Here is a 19,777-nt window from a genome sequence, read left to right on the forward strand (position 1 = left end):
TTATTATCTAATTTTTGGCAAAATCTAAACTGAATAAAACCTTAAAAACAGAGGCAAGAACAACATTCTCACCTCTGTTTAATAATTGTTACAGGTGCTTTAATCGCACATAATTATTTAAATTTTACTTTACATCCCAGAATATTTTGGTACTCAGATTATCGTTTGCCTTTACAGCATTATAATTATCCGGATTGTATACACTCTCTGAAGTTGGATATGTCCAGCGTGTTGGCGGTGTTTTTCTGATACTGCTTGTTTCATCTTCACGGAATTGTAATGCTGGAAGTTTTAATCTTCTTTGTTCAGCCCAGGATTCATCAGCCTGCATGATGTTGTAATGAATGTACTTTTGAAAAGCAATTAATTCCAATTGAGCTGCTGGTGTTGTAGCTCCGGCAAAGTTTATAGCAGTAATATAAGCGTCAATTTCAGCCGTTGTTGGTTCTGTAGTTGGTTTCCATGTCAAAACATCTGCTTTATCACCTAATCTTACATAATACTCTACAGATTGTCTGATGGCTTTTTCGAAATGCGTTTTTGCTGTTGCAGCGTTTCCATTTCTTGAATAGTATTCTGCAAGAAGCAGGTTTATTTCAGGGGCATTTATTAACGTACCCGGCAACCATTTATTTCTACTTAGAACGGAACGATTGTATACAGCAATCTTACCATCAGTTATTAGTTGTGTCTGAGCACCGGATGCCAATGTCGGATCCAGTCCTTCATAAGTTGGAGCTACTATCACCACATTGTTTACTGTACGTGATCCTCTTTCAAACAACCATGGTTTACGAGGATCATTATTGGCATTCATGTGATCAATCATTGGTTTTGGAGCAAGATTGTTTAAATCATCTTCTAAAGCATTAATAAAACCTGAAGTATCTAAATCACCATCCTGAGTATAAACCCTGAAAGCAATATTTTCAGAATTTTCATCTACAATTTGTCCACTTGCAATGATTTCAGCCATTTCAGTATTTGTTCTTGCAGTAAAAGCAGGAACCGCAGAAACTCTGTTCAACAATTTTAAGCGCAAAGAATTGCAATAGTTTTTCCAGCTTACCAAGTCTCCTTTATTGATCAAATCCTGATTTTTGAATTCTAATGCTACACCAGCAGACAAAGTAATCGAATTCAATTCAGCAGAAAAAGCTTTCAATTGATCTAACATTAAGGTATATAGTTCTGTTTGATTATCATACTTTGCTAATGCTGCGCCATAATTACCTCCTGTTAAACTAATTTTACCTGCTTGTGAAAAAGGAATATCTCCATAGTTATCAATCATTTTTTGAGTATGATCGTATAAATAAATAGTTGAAGTAATGGTATAGATTCTGTTTTCAGTCTGCATAGCAGCAGGCAAAGAAGCCATCACTTTTTCCAACTCTCTATATTGAGCCATAAACTTATAAAATCTATCCCATCTGTTAACTGGTGCAGCTCCTGAAACATAGCGACCGGATGAGTTTATAAATCCATGTGCCTGCGTATAGCTAAGAGAAGTAGATTTTAGAACGGTATAGTAATTCCAATAAGAAGGAATTACATCCTCAAAGTTAATCTTCATGAATCCGGCAAACTGTTTAGATACAGTAGTTGTTTCAACAGTAGACGGATTTGGATACGCATCTGCAAAATCGTCTTTTGAACAAGAGCTAAAAAAAACAGCTGCAGTTGTTAGCGATATATATAATAATTTTCTCATGTTATATTTTTTAAATTATGAAATATCAAATTAAAAAGATGCCCTTAACATACATCCAATACTTCTGGTAGCCGGGTTGGTTCCTGCATTGTTTATATTTTGAGACCATTTAGAGCCTGCTGTAGTGGCTTCAGGATCCATATCTTTAATTGATCTGTAGATGAAGAACAAATTACGTCCGTAAGCTGAAAAATTTAATTTAGAAGCACCAATTTTAGCAGCCCAGTTAGTTGGTAAACTATAAGTTAATGAGACTTCTCTCAATTTTACATAGTTGTTTTCCTTGATATACAATTCATAACGTGAGCTGCTGTATTGAGGGCCTCCCCAGTTATAAGTCATATTATAGTAACCTGCCTGAGATATTACATTTGTATTTGTTGCGCCATCTGCTGTAACACCAGTCATCAGCATACCATCACGATATAATGTTTGACCAGTTGGTCCGGAAGTAGCACTGTTAGGAACCTGAACCCCTTTACCATTAGCATCCATATAATAGGTTAAACCGCCACGCTCATTAGTACTATAGTTCAAACTTTCTTCGGTCAATCCTCTAGAAGTCATCCAGTTAATACCTGTAGGCATTAAATACCCTCCATAAGAATAATCAATATTAACATCTAAAGTAAAATTTTTATAAGTAAATGTATTCAATAAGCCTCCCAGACCTTTTGGTATAGCAGTACCATATTTTTCCCATTTATCGCCATCAATCATATAATATCCATCAGAATCAACCATTTTATTTCCATTAGCGTCTGTCTTAACAGGATGTGCATAAATACCTCCCATCGGATCACCTACTACTGATTTTAATTGAGCTGCTGAGCCATCATAATCTGCGTGTAGTAATTCTTTTGCACCGTTAGCTAATTTTACCACTTTGTTTGCGTTTTTAGACCAGTTCAAAGTAAGATCCCAAGAGAATGATGCTGTTTTTACCGGAGTCACAGTCAAAGCTATTTCAATACCCTGGTTACTCAATTCTCCAACATTCGCTATTATTGATGAAGCTCCGGTTGTAGGCGCCAATGTCAAATCTAAAATTTGATCCTTAACTTGTGCATTATAGTAAGAGACATCTAGCCCTAGCCTATTTCCAAAGAATTTAGTTTCAAAACCAAGCTCATATTCGTTTTTCATTTCAGGTTTTAAACTTTCATTACCATACTTATCCATAGAAGTTGTAATTAATACTGGAGTAGTTGTTCCCTGATTTCCTAATGTAGTTTGGTTGAAAGCTACGTTACCCCTGTACATCTCTGCATAGTTACCCACAATTCCCCAGGAAGCACGAAGTTTTGCATAACTGATTACTTGCGGTAATGTAAACGCATCAGATACTATGAAAGAAGAATTGACTGAAGGATAAGTAAAAGCATTGTTATCAGGATGCATCGTTGAAGTACGATCCCTTCTTATTGTTCCTTCGAGGAACAAATAGTTTTTATAGTTTCCGGTCAGAGTTCCAAATACAGCGTCTTTTACAACTTTATCTCTTTTATTGGTAGTTTTTATATTGTTTACTGAAGAATTCAAATCGTACCAGCCTTCAACACTCAACCCTCCATCTGTAAATTGTGACAAACTCAAACCCGTTTCTTTTGATGCGGTATAACCAACTGTAGCTCCAATGTCAAACTTATCATTAATTTTTTTGTTATAAATTAACATTAAATCTCCATAAAGAATATTATAATCTTTAGAATCTATTTGAAAAGAACCAGTACCAAATCCGTACACCAAAGGTCTTTCAACCGGATTTTTAGTTTCTACATTTATCGAAGTTAAATCTGTAGAAGCACGACCACGCAGCTTCAAATCTGGGTAAATAGTATAGGTTTCAGTAACACTGGCAATCAAACGGTTTGTAATTTCTTCCTGCTGATTTGCATTCGTATTCCAGAAATAATCACCTACATCTGCCTTGAAACCATTACGGATAATATTTTCATCCGGAGTCAAACTTTGATTTGAACCCGTTACATATTTGTATCCTAAACTCGTTCTGTATTTAGCTTTATACCAATCACCATTATCAAACGGACTTATCATACCAGTAAAGTTATTGATTAATCGATCTGTACCAACAGCACGGTTGTGAACATTCTGGTTCATATAACTCACAATTACATCTGTTTTCAATTTTTCACTTGTCTTGAACGATGCATTGAGGTTAAGGGTATTTTTTTTATTCATATTACCCATACTCAACCCTTTCGATTCATTGTGTGTATAAGAAAAACGAATACTGCTATTATCCGTATTGTTGGAAAGTGCAATGTTTGTTACTCCATCCCATGAATTTTGAAACATATTTTTGTAACCGTCTTTTTGAGCTGAATAAGGGCGAACAACTCCATCCCATGACATAATTGGCTGACCATCGAACCATGGTCCAAAGTTATTAGTACTGGCTGAAACACCTCTGGTATCAGCAATTCCGTCATTATTTGTATCATAATGAGCGAAACCATCAGGAGCTAAATATCCCGTAGAATAATTTGCATTTGTCCAACCAGGACCTCTTTCATATTGAAATCGTGGCAAATACGCTATTGAGTTATTTGAGTAACTAGTACTAAAATCTACACCTAATCCTTTTTTTCCTTTACCAGATTTAGATGTGATTAATACCACCCCGTTTACAGCCTCAGAACCATATAGTGCAGCAGCAGAAGCTCCTTTAAGAATAGAGATACTCTCAATATCTTCCGGATTTATATCTGCCAGACCATTACTTCTAATTCGCTGATCACCCCAATAATCATTATTTGTTGCAGCTCCATCACGAATTGGCACACCATCCATAATGATAAGGGGTTGATTTTTACCTGTTATTGAGTTAATCCCACGAATATTGATATTAATATTTCCAGCTCCTCCCGGAGTAGAAGTGATACGAACTCCTGGTGCTTTACCATACAGAGCATTGGCCACAGTAGGCGAACCAGTCTTAACCAGTGCCTCAGACTTAATCACACTCGTAGCATAACCTAAAGCCTTTTTCTCTTTTGACTGGCCGAGTGCAGTTACAACAACCTCTCCTAATTGTTCACTATCTGCTCCTAAAACTACATTAACAGTAGTCAGCCCTGCTACAGAAACTTCTTTTGTAGCAGAACCTACGTAAGAAAATATCAAAATCGCTGATTGATTAGGAACAGGGATAGTATATTTCCCATCAAAGTCTGATGATGTATTTGTTTTAGTTCCTTTAACATTCACATTCACTCCTGGAATTGGCATCCCTTGAGAATCAGTGACTGTTCCTGTTACTGTAGCTGTTTGAGCCTGAAGATTTTGAACCCCGAACAGGAAAAACAAAAACAGTAATTTTAATACTTTTTGATTCATAGTTTAATTGTCTTTTGAGTTAATAACATGTTAAATTTATGAATCTGATTTGTTAACTAAATCATTATTTCGACAAATGACATCTTTGAAAAGGTGTTGGGCATTTTTTTGCCAAAAAAGTTCTATTTCACTATTAAAATCCTTACGTTTTACTATTCAGTATTTAATTAATCTTTGTGATTTATCAAATTCACAAAATTATTCTAAGCAAAACAACCAAAACATTAAATATTTTATTTTGACTTGCATTTAAAGCATTACTCTATAACAGTAAAATTCAGCTTCTGTAATTCTATAGAATTTCCTCCCACCATCACTTCAAAATTTCCAGGTTCTACAACTCGTTTCATTTCTCTGTTCCAAAGAGATAATTCATCTGGTGTAAGGGTAAATTCAACAGTTTTAGTTTCCCCTTTTTTGATGTTGAGTCTTTTGAAACCTTTTAATGTTTTTTCAGGAGTTGTAACACTGCTGTAAACGTCATTAATGTAAAGCTGAACCACTTCGTCTCCATCAAAATTTCCAACGTTTTTCACATCAACACTTACTTTCAATTCGCCGTCTTTTTTGATTTCTGTTGAACTAAGCGTCAAATTAGAGTATTCAAACTTTGTATAACTCAATCCAAAACCGAAATTGAATAACGGATTTTCGCTCTCTGCCAAATATCTGTGTATCGCTGACGGTTTTTGGTTATAATATATAGGTAACTGTCCAACCGATTTCGGAACCGTAATTGGCAGTCTTCCTGCAGGATTGTAATCTCCGAATAAAACATCAGCAACTGCCCTACCTCCATTTTCACCTGGGAACCAACCTTCTATAATCGCAGGAATATTATCAGCGATCCAGTTTGTAGACAACGGACGTCCGTTTAATAACACACAAACTACCGGAGTTCCTGTTTTTTGAATGGCTTCAATCAATTCCTGCTGCATTCCGTGTAAATTCAAATCGGCAACATCTCGGTTTTCTTCCACCAATTCGTTTGATTCTCCTAAAACCACAATCGCAACATCGGCTTTTTTAGCAGCTTCGATTGCTGGCTGCATGTTTACTTTTTCTAAGTTCCAGCGTAAGTGAGCTCTGGCTCCCCAGCCTCCTTCCCACATTTCAATGCGGACTTTGTATTTTTTTCCTGCTTCGATATTTTTTGGAGTGGTAACAATATTTGTAGCTCCTTTTGTCCAGTTGTCGATAACCAATTGATCGTCAACCCACATTCTGATTCCGTCATCTGAACTTAAACCTAACCAGCCGTCAAATGATTTGTCTGATTGGATATAACCTGTCCAGCGAATAGAGAAATCATCCACATTAACACCGTCACCAGGCGCCCAAGGCCAGTCAAATTCTAATTGGCTGTCAATACGAGTTAAAGCTGGAGTTCCTTCTAAATTTCTGTTATTAAAATATTCTCCTTTTAATCCATTTTGAGATCCGTCTGAAATAAATAAATATTTAGATGGAATAGCCTGTCCTTTTATAATCAACGGTACACCTTCTTCATAAATAACATTTGCTGTTTTTCCCACTAATTGCTGTACACCTTCAAAAACAGTCATTCCAACACTGTTTTTAGGAGAATAACCTCCAAGTCTTGAAGCATTTGCATTGGGTCCGATAACAGCAATATTTTTAAGGTCTTTTTTTAATGGAAGAATATTGTTTTCATTCTTTAATAAAATCATCGATTTTTGAGCAGCTTCCAATGCTACAGCCTGATTTTCTTTCGTATGAAAACGCTCTTTGATCAGGTTTTTATCTGTAAACGGATTTTCAAATAATCCTAATAAGAATTTCAAACGTAAAACTGCTCCAGCTGCACGATCAATATTTTCCTGAGTTAATTTTTTCTCATTAACTAATTCAATAATCGTATTCTGCCAGAATTCATTTGAAAAATCGTAAAACTGCATATCAACTCCTGCAGAAACCGCTTCTCTAATACTTTCTTTGGGAGAATCAGCAACTTTATGCGTAGTTTGGATATATTTAATAGCTCCTAAATCTGAAACTACAAGCCCTTTAAATCCCCATTCTTTTCTCAAAACATCCGTCAATAACCAATGATTTGCCGCACAAGGAATTCCGTCTAGCTCCGAATAGGCACACATGGTTCCTAAAGCACCACCTTTTCTAAATGCTTTTTCGAATGAAGGCAAATGATCTTCACGAGCAGAACGTTCTCCAACTAAAATGGGCGAAGAATTTCCTCCTGCCTGTGGAATACCGTGAACCGCAAAGTGTTTTGGCTCAGCGATTATAGAACGATCTGATTTTAAATCGTCTCCCTGCAATCCTTTAATAAAAGCCAAACCAATTTCGCTGTTCAAGAAAGCATCTTCACCAAAAGTTTCAGCAACACGCCCCCATCTTGGCTCGCGACCTAAATCTAAATTTGGTCCAAAACCAAAATGAACTCCGTGCGCTCTGGCTTCCATACCGATTACTTTTCCAACTTTATCTAAAACAGAAGTATCCCAAGTTGCCCCAAGCCCAATATTCATTGGAAAAGCGGTACTTCCTTCATCTAAATATCCGTGAAGCATTTCACACATAATCAATGCTGGAATTCCCCAACGGTTTCCTTTGATTACATTGGTTTGCAAATCATTGATCATTTTCGCTGAACGCGGATACAAATCATGAATCGCTCCAATTCCTAATTTCCCAATTTTATCAGCCGATTTACCTTTAGCAAAATCTTCTTTTTCTTTAAAAAAATCACCTCTGTACATATCCATCTGACGCACTTTTTCTTCAAGTGTCATACGACTTAACAAGTCTTTTACTCTGTCTTCAACAGGCGCTTTGGCATCCTGATACAGATACTTTTTCTGGGCATGGATTTGGTTAAAAAACCAACAGCCATTACAAAAATAATGGCCGTTTTTCTCATTCTTAATTGTAACATAGTTGTGTGTGTTTAGTTTTGAATCACTTTAAGCTTTGTACCATTCACAAAATCATCATGTGAGATAAAGAAGCTGTTACGTGTTTTTCCGTTTAGCTCAATCGAATTGATTTTCCCATCATTATTGATTTGTCTTTCAATTACAATGCTTTCTTTTTTATAATATCTCGGATCTAATTTGATTGTTACTCTATGGAACATTGGCGTTGTAATGGTGTAAATTGGATCACCTGGCGATATTGGGTAAATTCCCATCATCGAATATACCAGCCAGGCCGACATTGTTCCTGTATCATCATTTCCGGGTAATCCTTTTGGCTCATTTTTGAAATATTGTGCAACCAGTTTTTTTACCATTTCCTGACTTTTCCATTCTTCTCCTTTTATATAATTGAATAAATACGGATATGCAATATCCGGCTCGTTTGCCATATCAAATTGTTTGCTGTCAAAAACCTTTTGTAACTGATCCGAAAAAGGTTTATCACCACCCATAAGTTTGATTAATCCTCTAATATCATGCGGTACCATAAAAGCGTATTGCCATGCATTTCCTTCAATGAAACCAACATTTTCCTGAAAATTAGCTCCTGATTCAGGATCAAAAGGTTCATACCATTTTCCGTTAGCTGTTCTTGGCCGAAGTAATTTTAAATCCTTGTCATATAATTTTCGGTAGGATAATGAACGTTTTGTAAAACGCTTATAGTCTTCTTTTTCGCCTAAAGCTTTCGCTAAAAGTGAAATCGCATAATCTGAAGTATTGTACTCCAGTGTTGTAGAAACGGGACCGCGATAATTTGTTGATACATATCCTTTTTCAACATATTCTTTAAGTCCCGGACGCAGTGGATTATTTTCAATTTGATCAGCACCTTTTAACATGGCATAGTAGGCTTTGTGAAAATCAAAATCCTGAATTCCTTTTAAGCTGGCATCAACTATCACAATAGTTGCGGGATCTCCTACCATGGTAAAAGTTTCAGTTGAATTTAATTCCCATTTTGGCAGCCAGCCGTTTTCATCATACATTTCCAACATACTTTTTATCATATCCGATTGCTGCTTAGGATAAACCAAAGATGTTAAAGGATGCATGTTGCGATACGTATCCCACAATGAAAAAGTGGTATAACGAGTACCTTCTGTTTTTGCAATCTTAGTCCTTTTTATCACAGGATATTCTCCATTGACATCGTTTAAAGTATTTGGGTGAATTAAAGTGTGATACAATGCCGTATAAAAAATCGTATTGTCGTCATTTGATCCTCCTTCAACCAAAATTTTAGAAAGTTCTTCATTCCATTCGTTGTAAGTATTTTTATAAACAGCTTCAAAAGATTTGTTTCCGGTTTCTTTTTCTAAATTTTCTCTTGCATTTGCAATACTTACATACGAAATTCCAATTTTAACCTCAACGGTTTCCTGCTTATCAAATTTATACGTAAAATAACTTCCAATACTATCACCAACAACCGTTTTGATGCTATTATCCATCATTCTGGTTTTTCCGTTGTACGTCATCCATTGTGCTTCGAGACCTTCATATTTTGAAGGCTTTTTCCAAACTCCGAATTTGTGTGCTGGTTTGGAAAATTTAGCTACAAAATAAACCGGGTAAGCATCTTCCGGGCTGTTGTAACAAAATGAACCAACAGAACGCATTCCTTCAATTTCTATTGGCGAAACCACTTTTACCATTGCCCCTTCTTCATTGGTTAAGCCTAAGCCAAGATTCAGTAAAATGTTTGATTGCCCTTTCGGGAAAGTAAATTTGCTTACGCCCACTCTTTTAGATGATGTAAACTCTGCTTTTACATTGTATTTGTCAATATCTACGCTGTAGTACGCTGCTTTTGCCACTTCATTTTTATAAGTTGACCCGTATTTTAAATGATCTGTTTCTACAGCTCCCGTTGTTGGCATCAATAAAATAACACCCAAATCTGGACAGCCAACACCGCTTATATTAACCTGACTAAATCCGGTTAAAAAAGTATTTTCGTTTACATACGGATTAGAAAGCCACTGACTGTCTTTCTCTAATTTATTTTGTTTCCCGGCAACATTAAACGGACTTATACTCGCCATTCCTCTTGGTGCAATTGGTCCGGGAAAAGTGGCTCCGTAATTTGAAGTTCCAATAAACGGATTTACAAAATCTGCGGGTTCTTTCTGTGCAAAAATAAGGATGCTAAAAAACAGCATATACAAAATACATGCTGTTTTGGATATTGTTTTTTTTGATATTGAAAACATACTTTTATCTGTTAAATAGCTTCAATTTTTAAAGTCCAGGCTTCTTTACATGGTAAATTATTTCTTAAGTTTTCCGGAATCACAACTTTAAATCCGTTTCCTTCTTTTGTCCATTTCAACGAAGTTTTAGATCCTAACATGGTAATTTTTGTTCCTTTTTTAGGGCTGATCGATTTTACAGTAACTTCAGCAGGAATTTTATCTTCTCCTTCTTTAGCTAAATAAAATGCAAATACATTTCCAGCTTTATTTTGTGTAAAACAAATGTTTTCTTCTTTGTAAGGTTCAATTGGTTTTGTGTTGTAAATCGCTGTGCTGTTTACTTTCATCCAGTCTCCGTAAGCTTGTAATAAATCGTAAGCGCCTTTATCCCATTCTCCTTCCGGACTTGGTGCAACGTTTAATAATAAGTTTCCACCTTTTGCCACAATATCCACTAACATATGAATACCTTGTCTTCCAGTCATGTATTCAGCACCTGGAGAATAAGACCATCCACCGCCTGCAGGAATACAAGATTCCCAAGGATAAGGCAACGTTTTAGCAGGAACACGACCTTCTGGAGTTAAGTAGTTTTGGTTTTTACCGTGAACCGCTCTATCTACAACAATTAAACCTGGTTGTTTCTGACGCGCTTTTATAACCAATTCATCCATTTTTGGATCTTGGTCTACCACTCTGTGTTTGATGAAACCGTTTTTAGATTCGTTTTCAGTAAATTTCTCGTCGTAGTTTTCTTTGATGTTTACTTGGTCTCTTTTTCTAACCCATCCTCCATCTAACCATAAAATATCAACTTTACCGTAGTTAGAAAGAATTTCTAAGATTTGGTTATGAGTGAAATCAACATATTTTTGCCATTTTTCAGGGTATAAAGACGGATCGTAGTTTACGTTTCTGTCGAATGGAGGGAAATAAGGATCCCAGTAGTTTTCGTTGTGCCAGTCTGGTTTAGAGAAATAAGCTCCAGTTGAAATGCCTTCTCCTCTAAATGAGTTGAAAATTTCTTTTAAAACATCCGCTTTTGGATTGGTATGAAAAGGAACATCTTTACTAGTAATCTTGTAATCAGAATATTTAGTATCATACATATTGAATCCGTCATGGTGTTTTGTAGTGAAAACCATGTATTTCATTCCAGCATATTTTGCTGCTTTAGCCCATTTTGCAGGATCAAATTTCACAGGATTAAACGTTTTTCTTAAACCTTCGTAATCTTTTATATAATCATTATAATTAGACGGATTGCTTCCTTTTTTACGTTCACACCATCCGTAATCTTCAGGGCAGATAGACCAAGATTCTACAATTCCCCATTGGCTGTAAGTTCCCCAGTGCATTAGCAAACCAAATTTTTTGCCTTGCCACTCGTCTAAGTTCTTTAAAACTAACGGATCAGTTTCTGGTACGTATCTTTCATCTTCATAAATCGCCTGAGCGAATATCTGAGCTGAAAATAAAAGGGCGATTATGAATATTCCTTTTTTCATCTTTAATCTAATTTATAATTTATTATTCTTTGTTTTTCTGGTTTAATAGGTAATCTTAATTTAATTTATCAAGTATCGGTTGATCTGTAAAAGTTAATTCTTTTTGGGTGTTTTCATTAAGCTGCTCCAATACAACAAACTTATTCTCGCCCGCTTTCAACCAGCATCCTGGTACATAAAGCGTTTGCTGCGGACCTACTTTCCAGTAGCGACCAAGATTGTGGCCGTTAACAAATACAATTCCTTTTCCCCAATTTGTCATATCAAGAAAAGTATCGGCTGGTTTCTCTATGTTTACTGTAGCTTCATATAAAACTGGTCGACCTGGTTTTATTGTTTCATTTTTAATAACTGGCACCTCATTCATCGGCATTTTATGCATTTCCCATCCGCCGCTAATTTCATATTCATTAATAAATACTGGAGAAATAATTCCTTTCGTATTATGCACTATTTCAGCTCCGTAATTAATACGTCCCATATTTTCAACCAGAATTTCTAAAATACCGTTAAAAGGAATAGAAAGTGTCAACTCGTAATTTTTGAAAACTCTATTCAATTCACCAACCTTAACTCCATTTACATAAACTGTAGCAAAGTCTCTCAATCCCTCAATCTTTAATTTGCCAGAAGAAATGGGCTGCGTAAATCTTTTACGATACAAAACATATCCATTTCCCTGACCTAACTTTTCAAATGTTAAAGGTTGATCATTTACGACTGCTTTTTCTTTTTTGATCCAACTTAAAACATCCATACTTGATTTGACAGGCTGATTAGGATATTTTGTAACTGGTATTTTCTCTGGAATCGGTGCTAATTTCGTTTTAGAATACTTTTGCATTACTTCACGAATAGCCATAAATTTTGGTGTTACCCAACCTGCTTCGCTAATAGGAGCATCATAATCATAGCTTGTAATATCAGGCTGAATATCACTTTCTTCATTATAATTTGCTCCAGAGGTAAATCCAAAATTAGTACCACCGTGCACCATATAATAATTAAAAGAAACACCTGCATCAAGATACTTTTTAGTTTGACTTGCAATCTCTTCAGATCCAATTTTAATAAATGGTTCTGCCCAATGATCTAACCATCCTGAATAAAACTCTGCTACCATGTAAGGCCCTTGTCCTTTATGATATTTATCAACCTGTTTCTTTAAATTTTCTATATTAGATTCCCCATTTGCAGTTGGCAACACGCCTTCAACAGCACCGCCTTCAAACAACCAAGTACCGTCAGAAGTAAAAAAAGGCTCTGGAAACCCCGTTTGTTTAAGCATATTGTAAATTGCAGTTTTATATGCTTTATGATCCTCAGCACTAATATCGGTTCTTTGAGAAACATAAGAACCAAATTCATTTTCAGCCTGAACCATAATAATTGGTCCTCCTTGATTAGCAAAAAGTCCTTTTACCTCTGCATACAAATGTTCAAGATAGGTTTTGCAAGCTTCTAAAAATGCTTTGTTATTGGTACGAATTACTAAATCTGGATTATTTTGCAACCACCAAGGGTATCCTCCAAATTCCCATTCACCACAGGCATACGGGCCTGGTCTAAGAATTACATACAATCCTTCACTTTTAGCAAGACGAACAAACTCTGCTAAATTTTTATTTCCTGTTTTAAAATCCCATACACCTGGCTCTACTTCGTGATAATTCCAAAACACATAGGTTGCCACGGTATTCAATCCCATAGCTTTAATCATTTGCAGCCTATGTCTCCAATACTCTTTAGGAATACGCTCATAGTGCATTTCTCCCGAATGTATTTTAATAATTTTCCCATCTTGTTTAAATTCTCCATTAGATATAGAAAATCCTTTGCTTTGTGCCATAGAAAAAAACGGCATCAAGCAAATCAATAATACTCCGAGTTTAAATAATATCTTATTCATTCTTTTTCAGATTATGCATTTATAAACTTAACCAGCATTTCAAGTCAAGCTATGTGTTAGAAACTAGTTTCTTTCTAAACTCTTATACCAAGTTTCAAAAGAAAAAGAATCTATGTTTCTATGCGTTTAAAATATTTAATTCACCAAAATCTCGTCAACAAACAGCCAAGAACTTTCTCCTTTTGGGCTTTTCTTCAGGTTACCGCCGATAACTTTTACAAAACGTGCATTTTGTTTTTGAAAATTAATTTTAAAATCTTTCAATTCTGGAACTGCATTTACAGCATACGGACGTGTTATTTTTCCAACTTGTCTGTACTTAAATCCGTCGTCAGAAATGAATACTTTTACTTCAATTGGGAAATTAACTCCTGCGCCTTGACTTTCTAAAGCACCAACACTTACCTGCTCTATACTTTCAACTTTTTCAAGGTCAATTACCAATTCCATATCGTTAACCAACCAAGCCTGCCATTGTCCGTCATGGAAATTTTTACTTCCTCTGATAGTGTTCACCATTGTATTTGCATCTCCTTTATAATTCTGATTATAAGGTGTTAAGTATTTCACTTTTTGTGCAAATGCTTTATGGAAAACAATTGTATCTGTGTATGTTTTTCCTACTGGTTTATCATTTTGAAATAAAGAAGCTTTTAAAACTGTTGTTTCCTTAATCTCAATTGGAGCCGTATATTTTACAGCGTGATGATCGATACTTTTATCTCCTAAAGCATAACGAATATCTGGATTAGGAAACTCGTTTTTCAATTCTACTTTGATTTGTTTATTAGGCAAATCAGCTGTTGAAGAAGCGGTAACCAAATAAGCACTTTTCGCATAATTGATTCCTAAATAATCGTAACGTTTGAATAATGAAAATAATCTTGTTGTAAAATCATTCCAGTTGCGTTTCTCTTTCGGACTCCATAAAGTTTCTGATAATGCTGCCAATCTTGGAAAAATCATGTATTCAGAATCTTTTGGTCCCGCAATATGTTCTGCCCATAAATTAGCCTGTCCACCTAAAACGTGTGCAGCTTCCTGTGGTGTCATTGTTGAAATTACAGGATCAAATTTGTATACTTCGCTTAACGGATTATAAGCATCAAAAGCCAAAGGTTCTTCGTTTTGTGGACCTTGGTAAAAGTTGAAATAACAAGGAGATTCTGGAGTCATAATAACATCATGACCTTGATCTGCAGCTTCAATTCCGCCTTTCATTCCTCTCCAGCTCATTACTGTTGCGTCTGGAGCCAAACCGCCTTCTAAAATTTCATCCCAACCGATAACTCTTTTACCTTTTGAATTGATGTATTTTTCCATTCGTTTTACAAAATAGCTTTGTAATTCGTCAACACTTTTTAAACGCTCGTCTTTGATTCTTTTCTGGCAATGCGGACATTTTGCCCAATTGGTTTTAGTAGCTTCGTCTCCGCCAATATGAATATACTTTGAAGGGAAAATCGTAATTACTTCGTCAATTACATTTTTTAAAAACTCAAACGTCGTTTCTTTTCCTGCACAATAAATATCTGTAATTGGCCATAATCCGCCTGACGGAACACCAATTTTCTGATCAAAACATGCCAGTTCAGGATACGAGGCGATAGCACTGCTTACGTGTGCCGGCATTTCGATTTCCGGGATTACTTCAATGTTTTTTGATGCGGCATATTTTACAATTTCTTTTAACTCTTCCTGAGTAAAAAAGCCTCCGTAAGTTCCTTTTTGATCTGCTGTTACCGGAAGTCTTGCATTCCAGGATAAGTTTTCCTGATCTACTCTCCAAGCGCCAACTTCTGTTAGTTTTGGATATCTTTTAATTTCAATTCTCCAGCCCTGATCGTCAACTAAGTGCATGTGCAGCACATTCATTTTGTGCATTGCCAAACGATCAATTGTAGCCAGAACATAATTTTTATCGAAGAAATGACGAGATAGGTCTAACATTAAACCTCTCCATTTGAAACGAGGTTCGTCGTTAATTGTTAAACTCGGAATCTGCCATTTTGCAGAAGTAATTGCAAATTTACTTTCAATCGCTTCAGGAAGTAATTGTCTAACGCTTTCTAAACCATATAAAAATCCAACATTTCCTTTAGCAGAAATAACAATGCTCGTCGGATTTACATCTAAAATGTAAGCTTCATTTTTTACGTTCGGGTCAACTTTAAACTGAACAAAATTGCTTACTGGCGCTTTAGTTGTCGTTTCTGGTTTCCATCCTGCAGCCACTTCAAATTTAGAAGCCAAAGCATTTGCGGCATCTTTTTGGAAATCACCGTTTACGACAAACTTTGTATCCTTTGTAAATTCAAAAACACCTGTTTTAATAAAAGTCTGACTCGGTTTCGGAATGATATGAATATCACTTTCTGTGTAAATTTTCTGCGCATTTGTCGAGAAAATTGAAGTGATTAGGGTTAGTAGGAATAGTATTTTTTTCATTCTTTATTTTTTGGTTTGTCACTTTGTGGTTATTTCTTAAACACATAGAGACATAGTTTTTGTTGTGTTGAAAAGGCATTTCACTTTGCATTAATTCACATAGTAAACGTTTTGTTTGTCATTTCGACGGAGGAGAAATCGCACTAGAAATTCCGCAACAATGATCTACAATCTTTGTGGTTACGAGTGTGATTTCTCCTTTCAGTCGAAATGACAATACTTTGCGCATAACTTAGTTATATGTTAGGAAACGAGTTTCCTTTTTATTCTCTTATTAAATACATAAAAATCTATGTTTCTATGTGTTTAAAAAATTCTCAGTTGTAGTAAATAAAAACTTTGTCAAAGTTCAGGCACTAACTATTTATCCCACGACATTTTAAATTTTGCATCCTCCATTCTGTGACCTTTTTCATCATCAGAAACGGCGAAATTAAATCCCGATCTTAAACTGTAACCTGCATACTCTCCGTTTTTATTCAAAGCAATAAAACCAACCTGCAGATATTCCATGTCTTTGTGATTTTTATGTTTTTTGTAAATACGTTCTGTGATTTCTTTACAGGCATCATAAGGCGATTTTCCCTGACGCATTAATTCGACCACCATGGCACTTCCAGCAGTTCTGATAACAGCTTCACCCAAACCAGTTGCAGCAGCTGCTCCTACTTCATTATCCAGAAAAAGACCCGCACCAATAATTGGTGAGTCACCAACACGCCCGTGCATTTTCCAGGCGGCACCACTTGTTGTACAGCCTCCGGCAAGATTTCCATCCTGGTCTAACATTAGCATACTTATAGTATCGTGGTTTTCTATATTAATAACGGGTTTGTATTTAGAATCTTCCAGCCATTTTTTCCAGTCTTTTTCAGATTCTGGAGTCAGTAAATTTTCTTCTTTAAAACCTTCTGATAAAGCAAATTGTAATGCTCCTTGCCCTGCTAACATTACGTGAGGTGTATTTTGCAATACTCTTTTTGCTACAGAGATAGGATGCATAATACCTTGTAAAAAACAAACCGAACCGCAATTGCTGTTGTGATCCATAATGCAGGCATCTAAAGTTACTTTTCCTTCACGATCCGGGTATCCTCCATAACCAACACTACGAACAGTTGGATCGGCTTCAGGAATTTTCAAACCTGCTTCAAGTGCATCTAAGGCTGATTTTCCGGCTTTCATTTGTTTCCAGGTTTCCTGATTGGCTGGTAAACCATGATTCCATGTTGAAATAACAACTGGCTTTTTTACCCTTTTTGAAGGAAATTCCAGTGTTTCTTCTGTCTCCTCTTCGTGATTTTTCGCGGATCCGCTAAATCCTAAAACAGAACTTACTGCTAATGTACCTAAAGTTGCTTTTTTTATAAAATTTCTTCTGTTTGACATGGTATTTTACTTTTAAATGAAATCTTCAGAATTATTTTAAACCTGCTTTTGTTTCTTTAATGGTTTTTAAATTACTTTCAGATAAAGCATTTCCGTCGAAGAAAGAAACTCCAATTGCTCCGTTTTCTTTTGCAAGTAAAATAGCTTCTTTCAATTCCTTATCATTTTTCAAGCCCGGAATATAAATTCCTGTATTGATTTTCGTTTTCTTATCTTCTAAATCAGCAACGCCCTGTTTTGTAGCATAACCCACCCAGTCAATTTCTTCATCGTAAAAGCTATGGTAAATCATTGGGTAAACTTCATCAATATTCCACTTGTCCCAACGCTGGCGCACCATGTGATCTGCCATTTCAGGATAAGGAAAAACGGCCGCCGTTAATTGTTTGTTGTGTTGGTGTGCAATTTTGTATGCATCATCAACAACGGCTTTAATCGCATTGAGTCTGAAGTTTTTCCACTCCATATCGATGGAAGTATTATGACTCTCTTTTGGATTTTTATGATGTATTTTTTCAAATGCTTTTACACATTCGTCACAATAACAGAAATCAAACTGAGGCAACTCTACATCCTGAACAAGATTGTATTTTGGCAATAAGCTGATTGGTAAAAAGATGTCCGGAAAGCGGATATAATCTAAATGAACACTTTCGATTCCTTCAACTTTTGCCAGTTCTTCGACTAAATGCAAAACGTGATTTCTAGATTCTTTTCTTGTAGGACAAAGCCATTGGTAATAATCGACATAAGGGCGATTATCAAAACAGGATTTTCCTTCTTTACTAACCTGATACCAGTCCGGATGCTGTAATGCAACTGAATCTCCGGGTCTGTTTATCGCCATAATCCAGGCATGCACTTTTAGACCTTCTTTTGTAGCTAAAGGCGCTATTCGTTTTAAAAGTTTTGGATCTGTTCCTGTATTAATTAATACTTCGTCAATTCCTCCGTCTTTGTATTTTTTAAATTCTTTTGTATAGTCCGCATCAGATTTTTTAGCATCTGCAGAAGTCCAGACTCCAAATTTAAAAGTAGTTTGTTCTTCTTTTTTACCACATGAAAGAACACTAATTGCCAGTAAAAAAAATAATAGTTTTGTTAGTTTCATATTTAATTTCTTTGTTTTGTTTGACCTGCACTTTGGTACAATTTGTTTAATAACTCCTGTTTATTGTCTAAACTATATTCCCAAAACATAGCCCCGCCTAATTTTTTCTGTTTAATAAATGCCGTCTTTAAAGCAATTTCTTTTGGAGTTTCATAAGAAATAAAAATATTGTCCTGGGCATTCCATAAATAAGATGCTTTTGCCGAATTATCATATAATTCCTGAAATTTTCCTGATTTTATTTCCGCAGCAATTTCCCAGGATGACACAATAGCACTACCCGTTAAAGCTGACTGATATAAACCATTATTTAGCGGTGTTACTTTTTCCCACTTTCTTCCATAAAAAGGGATTCCTAAAATAAGCTTGTGAGCAGGTACACCTTCTTTGAAGAATCTATCTACTGACTCACTAATACTGTTTCCTCCAAATTTTTCTTCTTTTGAAGGGTATAAATTAGCGTGATGTCCTGTTTGATAGAACCAGCCATTATAAAAATCGTAGCACATCAGATTTATAAAATCCAGATATTGATGTGCTTTTTTTAAATCAGTATGATTGATATATTCCTGATCTGTTGCTGCTGCAATAGAGAGTAAATAATGCTTATTATCTACCTTAGTTTCAATTTCCAATTGTTTACGCAATTCGCCTAATAGTAAAGTAAAATTTTCTTTGTCTGAAGGTCTGAAAGCATTATCCTCTGCGCGTTGTCCTGGAAATTCCCAATCGATATCAATTCCGTCAAAACCATAAGTTTTCATTAGTTTAACAGCACTTTTAGCAAATTTTTCTCTTGATTGAGCATAAGCAGCTATATTTGAAAATTGATCTGACCAAACCCAACCGCCGATAGAATACAATATTTTTAAACCGGGATTTTGCTTTTTAAGCGCCATTATACTTTCTATTTTCGCTTTATCAGTAGCCAGCTCAAACTGAACATTACCATCAACAATATTAGCAAAGGCATAATTAAGGTGAGTCAACTTGCCTGCATCAATTTTTGACAGATCAAAATTCTCATAGCCGGCAGCATATCCAATTATTTTAAAATCCTCTTTGGGCTTATTTTGTTTTCTTTCTAATGAAGAACAAGCAAAAAAAGCGCTAATAATCAGGATTGAAAAAACTGATTTAATTGCCATATTATATTGTTTAAAATGAATCATTACTGATA

10 protein-coding genes are annotated in these 19,777 nt (G+C 35.6%); all 10 read right to left on the minus strand.

The features are described from left to right. Positions 1-124 precede the first annotated feature (124 nt). Entirely contained in the window at positions 125-1,714 is a 1,590-nt protein-coding gene (locus tag P5P89_RS01085) for a SusD/RagB family nutrient-binding outer membrane lipoprotein (protein WP_278010358.1), read from the minus strand. 30 nt (positions 1,715-1,744) lie between these two features. After that, positions 1,745-5,074, minus strand: a complete 3,330-nt coding sequence (locus P5P89_RS01090; RefSeq protein ID WP_278010359.1) for a SusC/RagA family TonB-linked outer membrane protein — start codon at positions 5,072-5,074, stop codon at positions 1,745-1,747. Positions 5,075-5,331: 257 nt separating this feature from the next. Further along, positions 5,332-7,848, minus strand: a complete 2,517-nt coding sequence (locus P5P89_RS01095) for a glycoside hydrolase family 3 N-terminal domain-containing protein (protein ID WP_278010360.1) — start codon at positions 7,846-7,848, stop codon at positions 5,332-5,334. Between the two features lie 155 nt (positions 7,849-8,003). Then, on the minus strand, positions 8,004-10,250 hold the full coding sequence (locus P5P89_RS01100) for a GH92 family glycosyl hydrolase (RefSeq protein WP_278010361.1): 2,247 nt from the start codon (positions 10,248-10,250) through the stop codon (positions 8,004-8,006). 11 nt (positions 10,251-10,261) lie between these two features. After that, positions 10,262-11,740, minus strand: coding sequence for an alpha-L-fucosidase (locus P5P89_RS01105; RefSeq protein WP_278010362.1), 1,479 nt, complete (start codon positions 11,738-11,740; stop codon positions 10,262-10,264). A 55-nt stretch (positions 11,741-11,795) separates the two neighbouring features. After that, positions 11,796-13,649: a glycoside hydrolase family 35 protein gene (locus P5P89_RS01110; protein ID WP_278010363.1), complete on the minus strand. Its 1,854-nt coding sequence runs from the start codon at positions 13,647-13,649 to the stop codon at positions 11,796-11,798. A gap of 135 nt (positions 13,650-13,784) precedes the next feature. Then, positions 13,785-16,097, minus strand: coding sequence for a beta-N-acetylhexosaminidase (locus P5P89_RS01115; protein WP_278010364.1), 2,313 nt, complete (start codon positions 16,095-16,097; stop codon positions 13,785-13,787). Between the two features lie 360 nt (positions 16,098-16,457). Next, positions 16,458-17,486 (minus strand): isoaspartyl peptidase/L-asparaginase family protein, encoded by a 1,029-nt coding sequence (locus P5P89_RS01120; RefSeq protein ID WP_278010365.1) that lies wholly within the window; start codon positions 17,484-17,486, stop codon positions 16,458-16,460. Positions 17,487-17,517: 31 nt separating this feature from the next. Then, on the minus strand, positions 17,518-18,597 hold the full coding sequence (locus P5P89_RS01125; RefSeq protein ID WP_278010366.1) for a putative glycoside hydrolase: 1,080 nt from the start codon (positions 18,595-18,597) through the stop codon (positions 17,518-17,520). Positions 18,598-18,599: 2 nt separating this feature from the next. Continuing rightward, positions 18,600-19,745, minus strand: coding sequence for a glycoside hydrolase family 18 protein (locus P5P89_RS01130; protein ID WP_278010367.1), 1,146 nt, complete (start codon positions 19,743-19,745; stop codon positions 18,600-18,602). Between the last annotated feature and the right edge of the window lie 32 nt (positions 19,746-19,777).

Source organism: Flavobacterium gyeonganense (assembly GCF_029625295.1).
In the GTDB taxonomy this organism is placed as follows: domain Bacteria; phylum Bacteroidota; class Bacteroidia; order Flavobacteriales; family Flavobacteriaceae; genus Flavobacterium; species Flavobacterium gyeonganense.

Coding starts and splice junctions, on each gene's coding strand:
- P5P89_RS01085 (WP_278010358.1), bottom strand. CDS start 1,714: ATGAGAAAATTATTATATATATCGCTAACAACTGCAGCTGTTTTTTTT.
- P5P89_RS01125 (WP_278010366.1), bottom strand. CDS start 18,597: ATGAAACTAACAAAACTATTATTTTTTTTACTGGCAATTAGTGTTCTT.
- P5P89_RS01105 (WP_278010362.1), bottom strand. CDS start 11,740: ATGAAAAAAGGAATATTCATAATCGCCCTTTTATTTTCAGCTCAGATA.
- P5P89_RS01115 (WP_278010364.1), bottom strand. CDS start 16,097: ATGAAAAAAATACTATTCCTACTAACCCTAATCACTTCAATTTTCTCG.
- P5P89_RS01095 (WP_278010360.1), bottom strand. CDS start 7,848: ATGACACTTGAAGAAAAAGTGCGTCAGATGGATATGTACAGAGGTGAT.
- P5P89_RS01100 (WP_278010361.1), bottom strand. CDS start 10,250: ATGTTTTCAATATCAAAAAAAACAATATCCAAAACAGCATGTATTTTG.
- P5P89_RS01130 (WP_278010367.1), bottom strand. CDS start 19,745: ATGGCAATTAAATCAGTTTTTTCAATCCTGATTATTAGCGCTTTTTTT.
- P5P89_RS01110 (WP_278010363.1), bottom strand. CDS start 13,649: ATGAATAAGATATTATTTAAACTCGGAGTATTATTGATTTGCTTGATG.
- P5P89_RS01090 (WP_278010359.1), bottom strand. CDS start 5,074: ATGAATCAAAAAGTATTAAAATTACTGTTTTTGTTTTTCCTGTTCGGG.
- P5P89_RS01120 (WP_278010365.1), bottom strand. CDS start 17,486: ATGTCAAACAGAAGAAATTTTATAAAAAAAGCAACTTTAGGTACATTA.